This window comes from Sphingobacterium bovisgrunnientis (assembly GCF_009829085.1).
Taxonomy (GTDB): domain Bacteria; phylum Bacteroidota; class Bacteroidia; order Sphingobacteriales; family Sphingobacteriaceae; genus Sphingobacterium; species Sphingobacterium bovisgrunnientis.
In genome coordinates this window covers 129991-145696 of sequence record NZ_WUQY01000001.1, presented here as the reverse complement: position 1 = coordinate 145696, position 15706 = coordinate 129991, and the positions used below count along the sequence as shown (strand labels likewise).

Genomic DNA, 15706 nt, shown 5'->3' with positions numbered 1-15706 from the left:
CATTTGTGATAAATACTATTTCAACATATCGCAGACTCATCGCCTCACTATTAGCGTGTTGGATGACGTTAATTGTGATAAGCGGAGTAGTATTTATGCACAAAGAGGTGACTTCAAAAGGTGAAATTGTCACGCACATTCACCCTTATGATTTTACCAACAAACATAAACATCAGCACAAAAGTGACGCGGAGATTCACTTTTTGGATATACTTTTCCAAGGCACATTCATTGAAAGTGATTTCATTACTTTTGAAGATCCAATTATCTCCGAATTCTCCCTTAAAAATGAAACTTCATACAGCAGCATTTTAAATACTGTCACCATATTTCACGCTTACTTGCGTGGCCCTCCCACTCTTGTTTAATGATTCTTTACATGTTGCAAGCTATAATTATGGTTTGTGATTTGACATTTTTGATTAAAATCAAAAATTAAATTGATGCTATTCTTCTGCTTTGGAATTACACCTAATGTGTAGTTCTGATAGCTTTGTTAATGGCATTCAATAACCGAACATTTTACTAATCTTAAACAAGAAATTTATCTATGTCAATACACATAAAAAGTGGTATGCTTACTGTGCTTTTAGTTAGCGTCGCTTTTATTCTTCATGCACAAAACACATTAAAAGGAACGATTAAGGATTCAGATGGAAATCCAATCGAAAATGCAACTGTTTCGATAGATGGAACTAAAGTGGCGATTTCGACAGATAATGCGGGACAATTTTCATTACACATACCAACAGGAAAAACAAAGTTAGCGGTGCGTGCCGTCGGATTTTTGACAATCAAGAAAGATATTGTGGAAGCAGATTATCAAAATGGAATTGAAATACTTTTAGAAAATGACAACCGTAATTTGGAGGAGGTTGTTGTCTCTGGTACATTAAAACAAGTTTCAAAATTAGACAGCCCTATTCCAGTCGAGGTTTTTACTTCTAAGTTTTTCCAAGCCAATCCTGCACCTACGATTTTCGAATCATTACAAAATATAAATGGCGTTCGCCCACAAATCAACTGTAGCGTATGTAATACTGGAGACATTCATATCAACGGTTTAGAAGGGCCATATACAATGGTCTTGATTGATGGATTGCCCATTGTATCAGGACTTTCTACCGTATACGGGTTGAACGGTATTCCTCAAGCCTTAATCGAAAGAGTAGAAATTGTGAAAGGCCCAGCTTCTACGCTTTATGGAAGTGAAGCTGTCGGCGGATTAATCAATATCATCACAAAAAGCCCAAGTTCTGCACCTACTTTCAATTTGGAAACAATGGGTACTTCTTGGCAAGAATACAATTTGGATTTAGGAGGTAAAGTGAATGTAGGTACAGCGCAGTCATTAATCGGTGCCAACTACTTTAACTACAATAATCCTATTGACAAGAATGGCGATAATTTCACGGACGTAACTTTGCAACAACGATTCTCGGTATTTAATAAATGGAACTTTTCTCGTAAAGACAATAAGGTGTTCACACTTGCGGGTCGATACGTGTACGAAGACCGTTGGGGTGGAGAGATGAATTGGAGTAGACAATACCGAGGTGGAAATGAGGTGTACGGGGAAAGCATCTACACCAAACGTTGGGAAATGATGGGCGCGTATGATTTGCCAACATTAGAAAATTTAACTTTCACTTTCAGTGTAAATGGTCATGACCAAAACAGTGTATACGGTGAAACAAAATATTTGGCAGATCAAAAAATTGCTTTCGGTCAATTGACTTGGCGTAAAGAAATCCAAAATCACGATATTTTGACGGGGCTAGCGTATCGCTATACGTATTATAATGACAATACCGCAGCGACTGCTAAACCATCAAACACGCATTTGCCAGGTATCTTTGTACAAGATGAAATCACATTACATGCACAGCATAAACTTTTGTTGGGTGCACGTCTGGATTATAATTCACTACACGGTACTATTCTATCACCGCGCATTAACTACAAATGGAATTCACGCGACAATACACAAGTTCTTCGTCTAGGTGTGGGTAACGGCTATCGTGTAGCAAACATTTTTACCGAAGACCATGCTGCGCTGACTGGGGCACGTGATGTGATATTCGTTGGCGACCTTAAACCAGAGACATCTTGGAACGGAAATCTTAATTATATCAAGAAGTTCTATATGGATGGCGGATCTGTATTTGCTCTAGATGCGAGTGCATTTTACACGTATTTTGATAATAAAATTATTCCTGACTACGAAACTAACGTCAATCAAATCATCTATGCGAATCTAGATGGACATGCCGTATCTAAAGGGTTATCCCTAAACTTAGATTGGGCACACACGAGCGGTCTAAAAGCTATGATAGGCGCCACAGTAATGGATGTATATAGTGTAGAAAATAACATCAAAGAATGGCAAATGTTAACCGAGAAAGTGATGGGAACTTGGACAATTGGTTATAAACTTAAACGCGCTAATCTGAGCATTGATTATACCGGAAATATAATTGGCGCAATGCGCTTACCAACTTTGAGTGTGGAAGGCGGAATTCAAGATCCTCGTCCAGATAAATCAAAAGCTTGGAGTATTCAAAATATTCAGTTGACCAAACATTTTAATAATGGTTTAGAAATATTTGGTGGTGTCAAAAATCTATTGAATTGGACACCTACTAAAGGTGGAATCGAAATTATATCAAGAGCACATGATCCATTCGAAAGAATAGATGACCCTAATTTATTGCCGTTCGATCCAAGTTATGTTTACGGTCCGAACCAAGGTATCCGCGGTTTCTTGGGTGTGCGGTATAATTTATTTTAGAAAAAAAACACAGAATTATGGGAACAAGATATTTAAGTCGGTTTCTTATAGTTATATTATTCATTTGTGCATGGCAATTAAGTCATGCACAAATTTTACCAACTAAAATTGAACAAATAGATAGTATGATGGCGAAACAGCCTAAACCTATCTTAGTTTTACTTTCTACAGATTGGTGTCAATACTGCGCTATGCAACATCATCAAATCCAAAGAAACGAGAACTTTAAACAAAAGTCTGATCTTTTTTATTTTGTAGATTTTGATGCTGAAAGCAAAGACAAAATCAAATTTCAAAACAAAGAGTACGTGTACAAGCCTACTGGTATCAACATTGGGACACATGAATTGGTTTTTGTATTGAATGGCAGCAACAAAATTTCATACCCATCATGGGTGTTATTAGACAAACAATATCAGCCAATCTTTAGGCATAATGGCCTTCTTAATCCGCAGCAACTTAATGATTTATTAGACGCTATCGTCGAAACTTTCAAAAATAAATAGTGAAAAAGAAAAATATTTTAATTTCTTTGTAGCAAAATGTCCTTATGAGGCGTTTTATACCTATAAACTATTTTAATATTCTTATGAAAAACTTATTAGGCTTACTTACTGCATTTGCATTATTAGCAACGACATTCACTTCTTGTAATAAATCCGATGATTTCAATTATGAAGAACAAATAGAGGCCGCAAAAAAAGAGGAAAGAAAACAAGATTCTTTATTCACTGCACAAAAATCAATTATTGAAGCGTACGTAAGTAATAATTTCGGAGCTAACGCTATTGAAGATACAACCAAACACTATTTTCAGTATTTAGAAAAAAGTGTAAAAAGAGGTATTTGGTATGAAATTATTTCTCCAGCAACGGATAATTCTTATGAATACAAATTGAACGCTAGTCAAAATGGTGTTTTATACCCAACTTGGAAATTGAAGTATAAAGTAAATCTATTGACAAGCGAAACGCCTGTTTTATCGGATCTTGAAGGATCAAATTATAATTTGTCTTTATCGAATAGCAATAATATTTTTACGTCAGCTTGGGTTGTAGCTTTATTTCCAGCTAAATATAAAGTAAATGGTCAGGACATTAATTATGTTGGATTAACTAAAGATGGTGTAAAAAAAGGTACTAAAATTAGAGTGATAGTTCCTTCTATATATGCCTATGGAGTTCAGGGCTTAACTTCGAAAAACATCCCTGCTAACGCCCCTTTAGTATATGAATTTGAAATTTTAGATATTCAGTAACAAAACAATAAAAAAGAGATAAAACATTACTATTTTATCTCTTTTTTATTAATTTAGAAGCATGAATTTTTTAAGACCAATATTTTACCTTACAATACTCTCATTCTTATTTCTTTCATGTGCAAAGGAAGAAATGTTTGACCCTATTGCTCAATTCGAAACTGAAAAGCCTATTATAAAATCATACGCCAACACAAATTATCCAAATATGGTTTACTCAAATGATGAGACAGGTATTTGGTATGAGGTGGTAGAGCAAGGTGATGATAATAGTTATGAATACAAAACTATAGATGTCGTTAATAATTATGGGCAAACAGTTAAGACTGTTCAAATACCAACAATAACAGTGCGATATACAGGAAAATTAATTTCCAATAATATCGTTTTTGATTCAAATTTAGATAAATCAGAGCCATTAGTAAGTAAGCTAGATCAACTAATACCTGCTTGGTATTTTAGTTTTATACCAAAAAGTATAGGGGCATCAGAATTTGGCGGCTTAACAGCTCGAGGGTTAAAAAAAGGAAGCATTATACGAATAATTACACCGTCTTATTATGCATATGGGAATACAAGCAGGGGTTCTATTCCAGCTAATTCTCCACTGTTTTTTGAAATCGAAGTGATAGACATCAAAGATGATGTCCAATAATAAAAATGGTCAATCTTAAAAGATTGACCATTTTTATTTTCCTTTATATTTCGAACCTTCCAAAATTTCCTGCGCATCTTCGATTGCGAATAAATCGGTCAACGACAGCGAAGGATTTCTATCCATAAATTTGCGAACCATCATCCAGCCCATATACGATCCAAGTTTTGGTGCAGATTCATTCTTCTCCCCCAGTTCTGGTGTAAAGGGTGCTTCAGTAAAGTATTTTTGAATACGCAACATATCGGTACTGTACAACAGGTTTTCTTGTAGAAACCAAGTCCATATATCGCTTTGGTATTTTTGAGCCCATTGTATCTGCTCCTTAGTGTACCCAATTTTTAAATCATCCGAGACATTTTCTAGCATAATATCCATCCCATACAATATCTTACCATTGTAGATCATATGTTGCAATGTATTTTGTGTATTTTCAGGATGCGGATAAAGTTCTTCGCGCAATATGGCTTCTATAACCCGAGGTGTAATATTTTCGGGTGTAAATCGTATAGAAATGTACAAAGGGATAGACTGCACAAGCGCTGGATAAAATTCCGAATCAGCCCCCAAGAACATATCCAAACCAATACCTATATAATTATCACCTAGTGGTGTCTGAAAAGCAAAGCCACTCACATACGATATTATCCGAGGTATATCATAAGTTGGAAAATAGTGCTTAATATATTTAAAAGCTTTTGACAATTCCTTCTCTTGTCTATCCAAAGCAGGGTAAACTTTAGCAACAGCCTTATTTAAATCAATAAAATCTTTTTGTTTTAGTATTTGGGCTAAACTTTCCTTAATTCGTGAAGAGTCTTGGGGATGACCAATCTGCAACATATCTTGCATATAATTCGTGTAAAACGAACCATACTTTTGTTGCCATTGGTTGTTCATTTTGGAAATATCTTCCAATTTGAGGCTAGCAAGTTCCTTATCAAATCGCTCGATATGAATGTCTACCTCAATGTGTCCTACATCATGTCGATTTATTGTAGTTGTTTCACGACAAGATACTATAGTAACTATTAAAAAAAAGAAATACTTTTGTAGTGGTTTGAGTTTCATCAGTACAACGAAGTTAAGACCATAAATTTAAAACTAATAATATAAGTATGCTAAATTTTACAAAAACTACATTTGCGGCATTAGTGGCATTAGCTCTATTATTCACTACGAAAGTTAATGCGCAAGATTACTACACACGTACTCAAAACACTTCTGAAGATAAAAACTTCCGTTTAGGTCTTTCGATAAATCCAAATATCGGTTGGTTGCGTTATGATGATGATTATGAAGCAAGTGCTAAAGCAGGTTTTTCATATGGATTAGTTGCAGATTTGGGATTTGCTGATAATTACTATTTCTCTACTGGTTTATTAATCAATTCTATTGCTTCGAAGGTAGATTTTCCTAGTACAGGTGTAGATAGAGATAAAATTCGTTTGCAGTATGTAGAAATCCCTTTGACTATTAAATTGAAATCTGTTGAAGATGAAACAGGTAGATTTTATGGTCAGTTTGGTTTCACGACTGGATTTAAAGTTTCTGGAAAAGAAAAACTGGCTGGTGCGGACAAGAAACAATCAATCGATGGCGATGATTTATTCCGTTTAGGTCTACAAATCGGTGGCGGTAAAGAGTGGAAATTAAGTGATAACTTAGGTTTAATGACAGGTTTGACATTTAATAATGGATTTACGAGAGCAATCAAAGAAGGAAAACCAAAAACTTCATATGTAGCACTTAATTTTGGTCTTTTCTTTTAAAAGATTCTATAAAAATTACATTAAAAACGAGGTTAATACGAATTCTATCTTTAAATTCGTATTAACCTCGTTTTATTTTAAAAGATTCCTAATATGCAAGCAGAAAAAATTATAGATAGAATTGTAATCTGGCTAAAAGATTATGCGAAACAAGCAAGAGTAAAAGGATTTGTAGTAGGTGTATCTGGTGGAGTGGATTCTGGCGTCGTTTCGACACTGTGTGCGATGACAGGTTTAGAAGTATTAGTGTTGCAAATGCCAATTCGTCAAAAAGCCGATCAAGTTGACCGTGCGTCAGAGCATATCGATTATCTAAAATCAAAATTTTCGAATGTAAGAGGATTTAATCTTGATTTGACTTCTGCATTTGATGAATTAACCAATATTTTTGATGCAAATCAAGAAGATATTCCTAATCGAGATTTAGCATTAGCAAATACAAGATCACGCTTACGTATGTTGTCTCTTTACTATTATGGCCAAATCAATTCCCTATTAGTATGTGGTACAGGAAATAAAGTGGAAGACTTTGGTATTGGTTTCTATACCAAATATGGTGACGGTGGCATAGATCTTTCTCCAATAGCTGATCTTTATAAGACCGAAGTGTATGCATTAGCTCGTGCACTTGATTTGCCAGAAAGCATCAAAAATGCGATACCAACGGACGGTCTATGGGATGCTGAACGTACTGATGAACAACAAATCGGTGCTACTTATCCAGAATTAGAAAAAATACAAAAAGAGTACGGTACAAAAACCGAAAGTGACTACAGTGGCAGAGATTTAGAAGTGTTCAAAATATTTGATAGAATGCATAAAGCTGCGCAACACAAAATTCAACCTATTCCTGTATGTGCAATTCCTGATGAATGGAAATAGTTGAAAAAATATTTTAAACTTTTCTATTATCTAACTGTCAAACAGCATATAATTGGCTTAGTTATGAAAAATTTTGGTATATTATTTTCAGCTTTGGTACTGTTGGTCTTAGCTTCTTGTTCTTCCAACAGGTATCATACAACGCGCGTTCAAAATTTAGATTTTACGCAATATAAAACATACGGTTGGTTACCGCCTGTCGATTCTTTATCAAAAGATTACTTCAGTAATGATATTGCAAAGCACAATATTATGACCACTGCAAATAAAGAAATCGAGGATAGAGGATTAACGTATACAAAGGAAAACCCTGATGTACTGTTTCGTTATGTAGCAATAGTAAACAACAAAAGTAGAATGGTCTATTCATCCTACCACAATGGCTTTGGATGGGGTGGTCCTTGGGGCTGGTATCGTCCATGGGGTTATTATGGTTTTTATTCTCCATCTTATCCTGTTGGCAAAGAAAGAATTCGCTATGGTCATCTAATCTTGGAAGCGGTAGACCGCAATAAGAAAACAGTAATTTGGCAAGCACGTGGAACTACCGAAGTAGATAATCCAGAAAAAGCAATAAACGGATTACCAAAATTGATACAGGGAATCATGAAGCAGTATCCGTTAAAGATTAACAAATAGAAATAGCTCCTGATGGAGCTTTTTCTATTTGTTATTAATGGTTCGCTTCAACACAAGCCATGATGAAAGGAGCATTAGATTTTGCATCATTTGCTCGGATACGTTCATTTACATAATATTCATAACTACCATCTCGGTAAGGACTGCCTCCTAATCCAGCAACAGCATTACAATGAATCAATGTAAGAGTATTTCCAACATCCTTAATTAATAATTTGTTGTTAATTCCTTTCAATAACCTACTTGTTATATTTTCATAACTCCTAGAAATATATCCTTTATTCATAGACTTAGTGTAAGCATATAAAAACATAGTGTTTACAGAGGCCTCTTGGTAATTTTTAGGAGCACCAGGTTTATCAAGTACTTGCCACCATAAACCATCCTTATCTTGGTACTTCTGTAAAGTAGTAGCTAAATTTTGAATAAGATTAATAACTTCTTTTCGGCGATCATGATTTTCAGGGATGTAATCTAAAACATCAACCATAGCCATATAAAACCAACCAATACTCCTACCCCAAAAATTAGGGGAATGTCCAGTAATTTTGTTTGCCCACAATTGATTTTTGCTTTCATCCCAAGCGTGATAATATAATCCTGATTTAGGATCAAAAGTATTCTTGGCAGCCACTAAGACATGATTAACTGCATCATCATAATATTTTGTATTATCCACAAATGTACCATACTGCGCTACAAAAGGAGCTGCCATATAGACGCCATCTAACCATATTTGATGTGGATATATCAATTTATGCCAGTAAGCGCCCTCATGAGTTCTTGGATGCACCTTTAATTGTTGCATCAGGGATTCAATAGCTAATTTATATTTTTCCTTCTTTGTCTTTTCATAGAGCGTGAATAAGATTTTTCCGGGATTGATATAATCAATATTGTAAGTTTCTAATTTATATAAATGAATGTTACCATCTGAATTAATGATGGTATCCGCCCATTTTTCTACATAATCAAAATACTTTTGGTCATTCGTTGCTTCCCACACTTTTAATATCGCTAAGCAGGCTAAACCTTGTCCATAGCCAAAGTAAAGCCTTTTGCCATGATCCAACTGCCATGCCTCTGGAAACCTCTTCATCTCAGAATCAGCAAAATGCTGATAGACTTTCTGCCCAGAAACAGTCTGGATGTAAATCACACTTATAAAAATTGATAGTAGTAATCGCATTAAAATATATTCTTATTATTTCAAAAAGAGCCTAAAATTCAACACTAGATATTTAGAACTTATGTATGAAAGAATTAGAAATTCAATCTTATTAGCCTCTAATTAAATAGTGTTTACACCCTCCAAAGTAATCCTTTTTAGATATCTAAAAGGCATTTTCAATTCATTGAAAATGCCTTCCATAAAATATCATACACTTCCTTAATCTAAAGGATATGTGATAAACCAATTTTCAGGAATCATAAGTCGGTTTCTAATTTCTTGTTCGCGACTTCCATATTTTTTTGAAACCACATCTGCTAATATTGAATTATCATTCCAACGCTTTGCTATCCGTATCATCGCAGCATACGCCTTTGCTTCGCCTGCACTCTCTAACATAGTTTCTTCTACAATTAGCCTATCCAATGCTTTTTTATAGTCTGTAGAATCCTGTTGTGTTCTAAGATCTGCTTTAGACAATTCTTTTGGAAAAACATTCCCCATAGCTACGCGACGACGAATTCCCCAATTTCTCCTTAAAGGCGTAGTTTGAACCTCATTGTTAAACGGGTATTGTAAATTGTTAGCATTTAGATCTTGATATGTACTTATGCCATCATTTAATAAAGCCTCTGCTTCCTTAAACTTTCCCAGATTGTTGAGCGCTTCTATTACGAAGAAATGAATATCAGCATCTCGATAGATAGTAACATGCACATTATTTTTATATATTTCGGACTCAGACTCTCTGTCTCTTGAATATTTACGAAGTACCCAATCGCCGTTTTGCAATGCATAAGTATAATTTTCACCACGATACAAATCACCTAAGGTAAGTCCATCTGCACGCACTTGTTTTCTATACCGATCCATTGCTACTTCTGTAGGTCTCAAATAATATACTGATGGAGCAGTATTTGAAAAGTACTTGATTAATCGATTTGTTTGATTTCTCTCGTAATCATAGGGCACGATGTTAATAAGCACCCTGGTTTTTGTGATCGGATCTCTTGTAAATACTTGTATCCATTCCCCATTGTAATCGTCACTACTTATTTTATATCTTGAACTTCCATTATCATAAATAAAGTTCATACCATTCATTACAACTTTATCATATTGTTTTGCCCAAAGCTGCAATTCCATCAATAAGGGTAATGGAGAAGGACATATCATATTCCACACTAGATCCTGCTGATTGGTAGGAATACCTGGAAATAAAATGTTTGCCCAATTGGTCTCATACAAGCCATTTATTCCCTCAACTCCAATCTCCATTAAATTTAATAACCTAGGAATTAACTCATCTAATGTAATGACAGGAAGTGTACTAATGTCCGAAAGTGTCAAATTGGGATTATCAAAATAAGCTACCTTGCCATATAATTTTCCTAATGTGAGATATGTCCACACTTTAAATCGAATAGCTCCTGAAACTAGAGCATTATAATCCGCATCTTCAATAGCTTTTGGATTGGATTTTTTATATGCTATAACTTTGCTTAAATAATTGTTTGCATTTATTATAAGGTCATAATATCCACTTGGATTTGCAAATTCATTTCCCTTACCTTCTTTATAATTGTAAATGTCCCAAAGGTCTTGTGGTGCATTCTGTGTAGGTTCTAATAAATCAGATCTTAAATCGCTAAGAAATATAGTTTGATCTGCTATAGCCTGCATTTTTGATGCTACACCTATATATCCCGAATATAACTCATTTGTTTCACTAACATAGTCTTCATCCAGCAACATGTCACGCGTATCGACCTCAAAGTATTTGGAACAAGATCCTAAACCAATACTTCCTAACAATAAAAAATGTATAATATATCGTTTCATAAAATTTTCTGCTTATAATTTAATATTGACCCCTAATCTAAAAGTTCTTGGCATTGGTATTTTTCCATAATCTAATCCTGAATCTTGAATATTAGCACTATATGCCGTGACAGGATCTAATCCTAAATAGTTTGTCCAAGTAAAAATATTCTCCCCTGCCAAATACCATTCAGAATCTGACAAAAATTTGTACTTAGCCTTTCCAACTTTATAATTAAATGTGAAATTGTCAAACCTTAAAAAAGAAGCATCTTCTATCCATCTACTCGAAAATCGACCATTTTCCATTGGATCTCCATATTGTGCTTTTGGAATATTTGTAATTTGTCCATCTGCTTGCCAACGATTTAATGTGGCTAAAGTTTGATTTGCATAACTGTTTTGGGATTCTGAATTTCTTCTTAATCCATTATACATCATATTGCCTTTAGTAAAACTAAAATAGCTACAGATTCCGAACTTCTTATATCGTATATTCAGAGAAGCTCCTCCAAAAAATTCGGGAAGACTACTGCCTAAAGCTACTCGGTCAGCATTATCAATCACATCGTCGTTATTAACATCATTAAATAGTGCATCACCTGCCGTGAATGACTGATTTCGAAAATCTTTCAAATTATAATTTGTTGCCGCAGATTGAGTACTAATAACTCCCAAATATTCATGACCATAAAATGCAAATGGAGCTTCTCCTACTTTATTGATTCTTGAAACCCCACCATCCTGTGGGTATATTAATGCTTCATTACCTACAATTTTCTCAATAGTACTATTTATCTGGGAAATATTACCCGAAATATCAATACCCCAATTATTAGTCCTTAATACTGCTAGTGAAAGTTCCGTTTCTATTCCATGATTATTAATTTGACCTCCATTTACATAGACCTTGTCAATACCAGCAATAGGTGATACTGGAATTGTATTTAATAAATCTGATGAAATACTATAATAGTAGCCAACATTCAAATTAAGCCGACGATTTAAGCCTGAAAAAATTATATTTGCTTGCAGATTTTGATTCTTCTCCCATTTTATATCTGAATTAGGAATATTTCCTACAACAATTCCACCCAACTGTCTATATAATTGACTCGAATAATAAGATTGGCCTATTTTAGAAGAGAATCTGCTATTACCCAATTGAGAATATCCAATCTTAAATATTAAATTGTCCACAGAAGAACTGTTTTTCAATGCTCCATAATTGTGTAGCATAAAGGAAACATCCACGGCAGGAAAAATCCCAAAACGATTAGTGGTGCTACCTGAAATAGAACTTCCATCCACATTCAATGTACCATCAATCTCGACATGATTATTAATATTGTAAGATGATATTGCATACATATTTAACCAATTCCAAGATTCGTTATATCCCCAAAATTTACGTCCTGCCGCATTAACATAGGCTAACGTACGGTAAAAGTCAGAACTTGTATTTCTTCCTTGTCCAGCATCGTATTCTCCTCTTGATATAATGGCATTAGCGCCTACACCGAATTTGAAGCCATCTACATTCAAAAATTTACTATGTATCAGATTACTTCCTAAATAAATATTACTATTACGACCAGCTCCAGCTCGGGCAGTATTTAATGCTATACCATTTTCTAATGGAGCAATAGTCCTATTTGATAATCCTGGGATAAAAACTGTTTGCCTTGCATAATTGGAAATTAAGCCAAATGTTCCATTCAAATGTAAATCAGGCGATATTTTGTAGGTAAGTTTTGAATTAAGAAATACATCAACCATATCCGAGGTAACATCTCCAGTATGAAGTAAAGCTACAGGATTAGTGACTCCAAAAGAATGAATTTCATCAAATTCAGGTAAAAGATTATTCTCACTATCTTTCTTATAAGCCGCCAAAACAGGGGCACGTTTCATGGCAGACAATAAGGGATTGGTAGCTTCTAAAAGTCCTTGCTCTTGTACACGAGCATTTGTGTAGCTTAGACCAACAGAAGTATGTAAATCAAACTTACTACCAAATGCAATCTGTGAGTTGAGACGTGTACTATATCGTGTGTTAGAAGTTTTATCAAGTGTGCCATTTTGATTTAAAACACCAATGGACAAGTCATATTTTGCTACAGCATCACCTCCTTTTACTCTCAAATGATTATCTGTTACGAATGCATTTCTATATATTAAATCTTGCCAATTCGAATTATTATTGTACAAATAGTTATAATAATAGTTAGGATCATCTCGCAAAAATGGGAATCTATTTAGTAATTGGGACATATCATCATAAACAGTCATCCCCACATTACCTAAATAATTTTTATAATCACTGATCCCTAAAACAGGTATTGATTTATAGTTATGCGCTATTCCATAGCTACCCTTGAATTCTATCACAGTCTCCATATCACTTGCCGAAGATGTTTCAACGTATAAGACTCCATTAGAACTTAGAGAACCATATTTAGCCGCCTCTGCTCCATTTAAAAGACGAACTGATTTTATATCATTTACATTCAGAAAATTTAAAGCACTTTTTGAATAGGCACCTATTATTGGAGAATTTGTATTATCAGGTAAATAAGGCATACCATCCACAACGATTAATGGTGAATTATCTGCTTCAAACGAACGTACACCTCTATAATTTATGCTTGCACCCTCAGACACCATTCCACTTTTATTAGTAACACGCAATCCTGTGAATTCGCCATTTAATATATTATCTAATGAAATAGCTCCTGATCTAAAATCATAATCTCTTAAGTATGACGAATTTTTTTTAGAAAATGTTCCATCTATGATATTATCAAATTTTGATTTGCCTTCAGAAATAAGCAAAATTTCAAAGGTTGATCTATTCAATACATCTATGACTGACTCATAAAATCCAGGACTCCATACCCTTATAGACGATGGTTTCTCTTTAAGATCCTTAAATTCAAACTTCCCCTCTGCATCGGTTTGAATTGTAAGGTTTGAATTTATAATTGAAACTACTGCAAACTGAATCGGTTTTTTATCATGGGCATTTAATATTTTCCCTTTTATAGAGGATTGCCCATAAAGTGTAAATACCCCAAATATGAAAACAGCGGTTAAAATTATTTTATATACGCATTTCGCATTATTTATCATGTGATCTATCTTTTTGCATTAATAATTATTTACAGTCGGAACTAGTGTCCAATGGTAAGGTTGTAGCGTCTCGGTGGTACCAGATGAATACTCAATTTTAATTCTAAATGATGACATTTGATCGCCAGCAATATTTACCACACCAACCAACCCTCCCCAACCATTATAATTGGATGGACTTGTATTTGTATTTCTATCATAATTCCATGGATTTGACTGGCTTACATTTAATCCACCTCGCACCAATTGATCGTTGAAATATATGTTGACATAAGGGTGAGAAGAGGCTCTAAATCCCATGTATAAATTGTATTCTCCTGGAGGAACTTCCACTACCTTATGCTTAGTTTCTCCTGAAGGTGTCGTTTCTAACATAAGCGCTGTAAAATCTAATGCTGCTGGTAATCCATCGTCTCTATTACCCTGAAACTGTAAAACTCTATACGTAAGACTTATACCTAAGCTTGCAAAGGTTACTTTATCTCTATCTACAGGGCCAATGGAAGTAACATTATACATTTTAAAAAGATTTGGCTTTTCGTCTTCTGGCACATATTCATAGTAATGAAAAAGTTGCTTAATCATTCGTATATGTACATTGTTTGGAATTTTAAGCTTATTAATATTATAGATTCGTCCATTACTCATCCGTAAATAATTTGGATCTACTTGTTGTACTGTTGGTTTCCATAATCTGCCATATGCTGATGTAATATCACCTGCCCCATAATCTTCTATTATTCGGTTGTAGAAAATCGCTTCTTTAATCCAATTGTATGCTATTTGAGAATCCGCTTTGAGAAAAGCCTTTCCAAATTGACTATATAACTGCCCAAGATTATTAAAACAATCTTCCATCACTTCATTATTTGGCAAAAACATGGTCACATTATCAAATTCCGACATTATATTCGCGCGTTGAAAAATTGGATTAGTAACAACGAACACAGAATCGTACAAGGTATTACCAGTTCTATCCACACCTATAGGTACGCTATTTTCTATGTCGAAAATTGTATCATTCATTGCCAAGATCGTATCACGAATGATAGAATAACTATTATCTAATCCTTCAAGATAATCGTAAATACTTACGTCGGGCTTCAATAACTTATTGATTTCATGAACTACTCCATTTTTGCACAGTTGGTTTCCCTTCACTATTGTACCATCACTAATTCTTATTTGTTCTTCATCAATATTAACAGTGAGATATTTCCCATTTAATGTCATTAATCTGAGACCTGTTTTAAGTTTGTTCTTATCAAAAACCAAGTTATTTAAATGAAATTTTAGTATATAATCTTCATCATAGCCTAATGACGAGAGTTGGTTCATACTTTCATTATTTACGACCCAAACTGTTAAGGATTGATCTCTTTCCAATTCCTTATCTAAACCATGCTCCGCCAATTTTGCTACGAATTTTGAATATTCTGGTTTAGATTTGAGATACTCCAATAAGCTAAGCGGTGATGATACACTCCCTGAATCGGATAAACTGTAATGATCTGACCATTTCTTTTGACACCCCATGAATAACAACATGAATAAGGCAGTCCATAGTAAAACAATATTTTTCATA

General features: G+C 34.3%; 13 protein-coding genes. 8 read left to right on the top strand and 5 right to left on the bottom strand.

Annotation, left to right across the window (positions count from 1 at the left end):
* The first annotated feature begins 5 nt into the window (after positions 1 to 5).
* The 5 genes from GOQ16_RS00450 to GOQ16_RS00430 all read left to right on the top strand — a co-directional run bounded on the left by GOQ16_RS00450 (position 6) and on the right by GOQ16_RS00430 (position 4704).
* The gene (locus tag GOQ16_RS00450; RefSeq protein ID WP_240140933.1) at positions 6 to 368 is read left to right on the top strand and encodes a DUF8478 family putative metalloprotein; all 363 of its coding nucleotides are present in this window, start codon (positions 6 to 8) and stop codon (positions 366 to 368) included.
* 182 nt (positions 369 to 550) lie between these two features.
* Positions 551 to 2791: a TonB-dependent receptor gene (locus tag GOQ16_RS17985; RefSeq protein WP_160066848.1), complete on the top strand. Its 2241-nt coding sequence runs from the start codon at positions 551 to 553 to the stop codon at positions 2789 to 2791.
* A 17-nt stretch (positions 2792 to 2808) separates the two neighbouring features.
* Entirely contained in the window at positions 2809 to 3297 is a 489-nt protein-coding gene (locus GOQ16_RS00440; protein WP_160066846.1) for a thioredoxin family protein, read from the top strand.
* An 83-nt stretch (positions 3298 to 3380) separates the two neighbouring features.
* Positions 3381 to 4049: an FKBP-type peptidyl-prolyl cis-trans isomerase gene (locus tag GOQ16_RS00435; RefSeq protein ID WP_160066844.1), complete on the top strand. Its 669-nt coding sequence runs from the start codon at positions 3381 to 3383 to the stop codon at positions 4047 to 4049.
* Between the two features lie 61 nt (positions 4050 to 4110).
* Complete coding sequence (locus tag GOQ16_RS00430) at positions 4111 to 4704, top strand: FKBP-type peptidyl-prolyl cis-trans isomerase (protein ID WP_160066842.1); 594 nt, start codon at positions 4111 to 4113, stop codon at positions 4702 to 4704.
* A gap of 33 nt (positions 4705 to 4737) precedes the next feature.
* Here GOQ16_RS00430 and gldB read toward each other — a convergent pair whose 3' ends face one another.
* Complete coding sequence (gldB, locus tag GOQ16_RS00425) at positions 4738 to 5775, bottom strand: gliding motility lipoprotein GldB (protein WP_160066840.1); 1038 nt, start codon at positions 5773 to 5775, stop codon at positions 4738 to 4740.
* Between the two features lie 47 nt (positions 5776 to 5822).
* On the opposite strand from gldB, the gene GOQ16_RS00420 reads away from it, so the two are divergent.
* The 3 genes from GOQ16_RS00420 to GOQ16_RS00410 all read left to right on the top strand — a co-directional run bounded on the left by GOQ16_RS00420 (position 5823) and on the right by GOQ16_RS00410 (position 7997).
* Complete coding sequence (locus GOQ16_RS00420) at positions 5823 to 6476, top strand: porin family protein (protein WP_160066838.1); 654 nt, start codon at positions 5823 to 5825, stop codon at positions 6474 to 6476.
* Between the two features lie 93 nt (positions 6477 to 6569).
* Entirely contained in the window at positions 6570 to 7358 is a 789-nt protein-coding gene (nadE, locus tag GOQ16_RS00415) for an NAD(+) synthase (RefSeq protein ID WP_160066836.1), read from the top strand.
* Positions 7359 to 7421: 63 nt separating this feature from the next.
* Positions 7422 to 7997 carry a DUF4136 domain-containing protein gene (locus GOQ16_RS00410; RefSeq protein ID WP_160066834.1) on the top strand — a complete coding sequence of 192 codons (576 nt, stop codon included), beginning with the start codon at positions 7422 to 7424 and terminating at the stop codon, positions 7995 to 7997.
* A 34-nt stretch (positions 7998 to 8031) separates the two neighbouring features.
* Here GOQ16_RS00410 and GOQ16_RS00405 read toward each other — a convergent pair whose 3' ends face one another.
* From GOQ16_RS00405 to GOQ16_RS00390, 4 genes are all read right to left on the bottom strand, one after another.
* Positions 8032 to 9186 carry a glycoside hydrolase family 88/105 protein gene (locus GOQ16_RS00405; RefSeq protein ID WP_160066832.1) on the bottom strand — a complete coding sequence of 385 codons (1155 nt, stop codon included), beginning with the start codon at positions 9184 to 9186 and terminating at the stop codon, positions 8032 to 8034.
* 201 nt (positions 9187 to 9387) lie between these two features.
* Entirely contained in the window at positions 9388 to 11010 is a 1623-nt protein-coding gene (locus tag GOQ16_RS00400; RefSeq protein WP_160066830.1) for a RagB/SusD family nutrient uptake outer membrane protein, read from the bottom strand.
* Positions 11011 to 11022: 12 nt separating this feature from the next.
* Positions 11023 to 14121 (bottom strand): SusC/RagA family TonB-linked outer membrane protein, encoded by a 3099-nt coding sequence (locus GOQ16_RS00395; RefSeq protein ID WP_160066828.1) that lies wholly within the window; start codon positions 14119 to 14121, stop codon positions 11023 to 11025.
* A gap of 18 nt (positions 14122 to 14139) precedes the next feature.
* Positions 14140 to 15705: a fasciclin domain-containing protein gene (locus GOQ16_RS00390; RefSeq protein WP_160066826.1), complete on the bottom strand. Its 1566-nt coding sequence runs from the start codon at positions 15703 to 15705 to the stop codon at positions 14140 to 14142.
* Between the last annotated feature and the right edge of the window lies 1 nt (position 15706).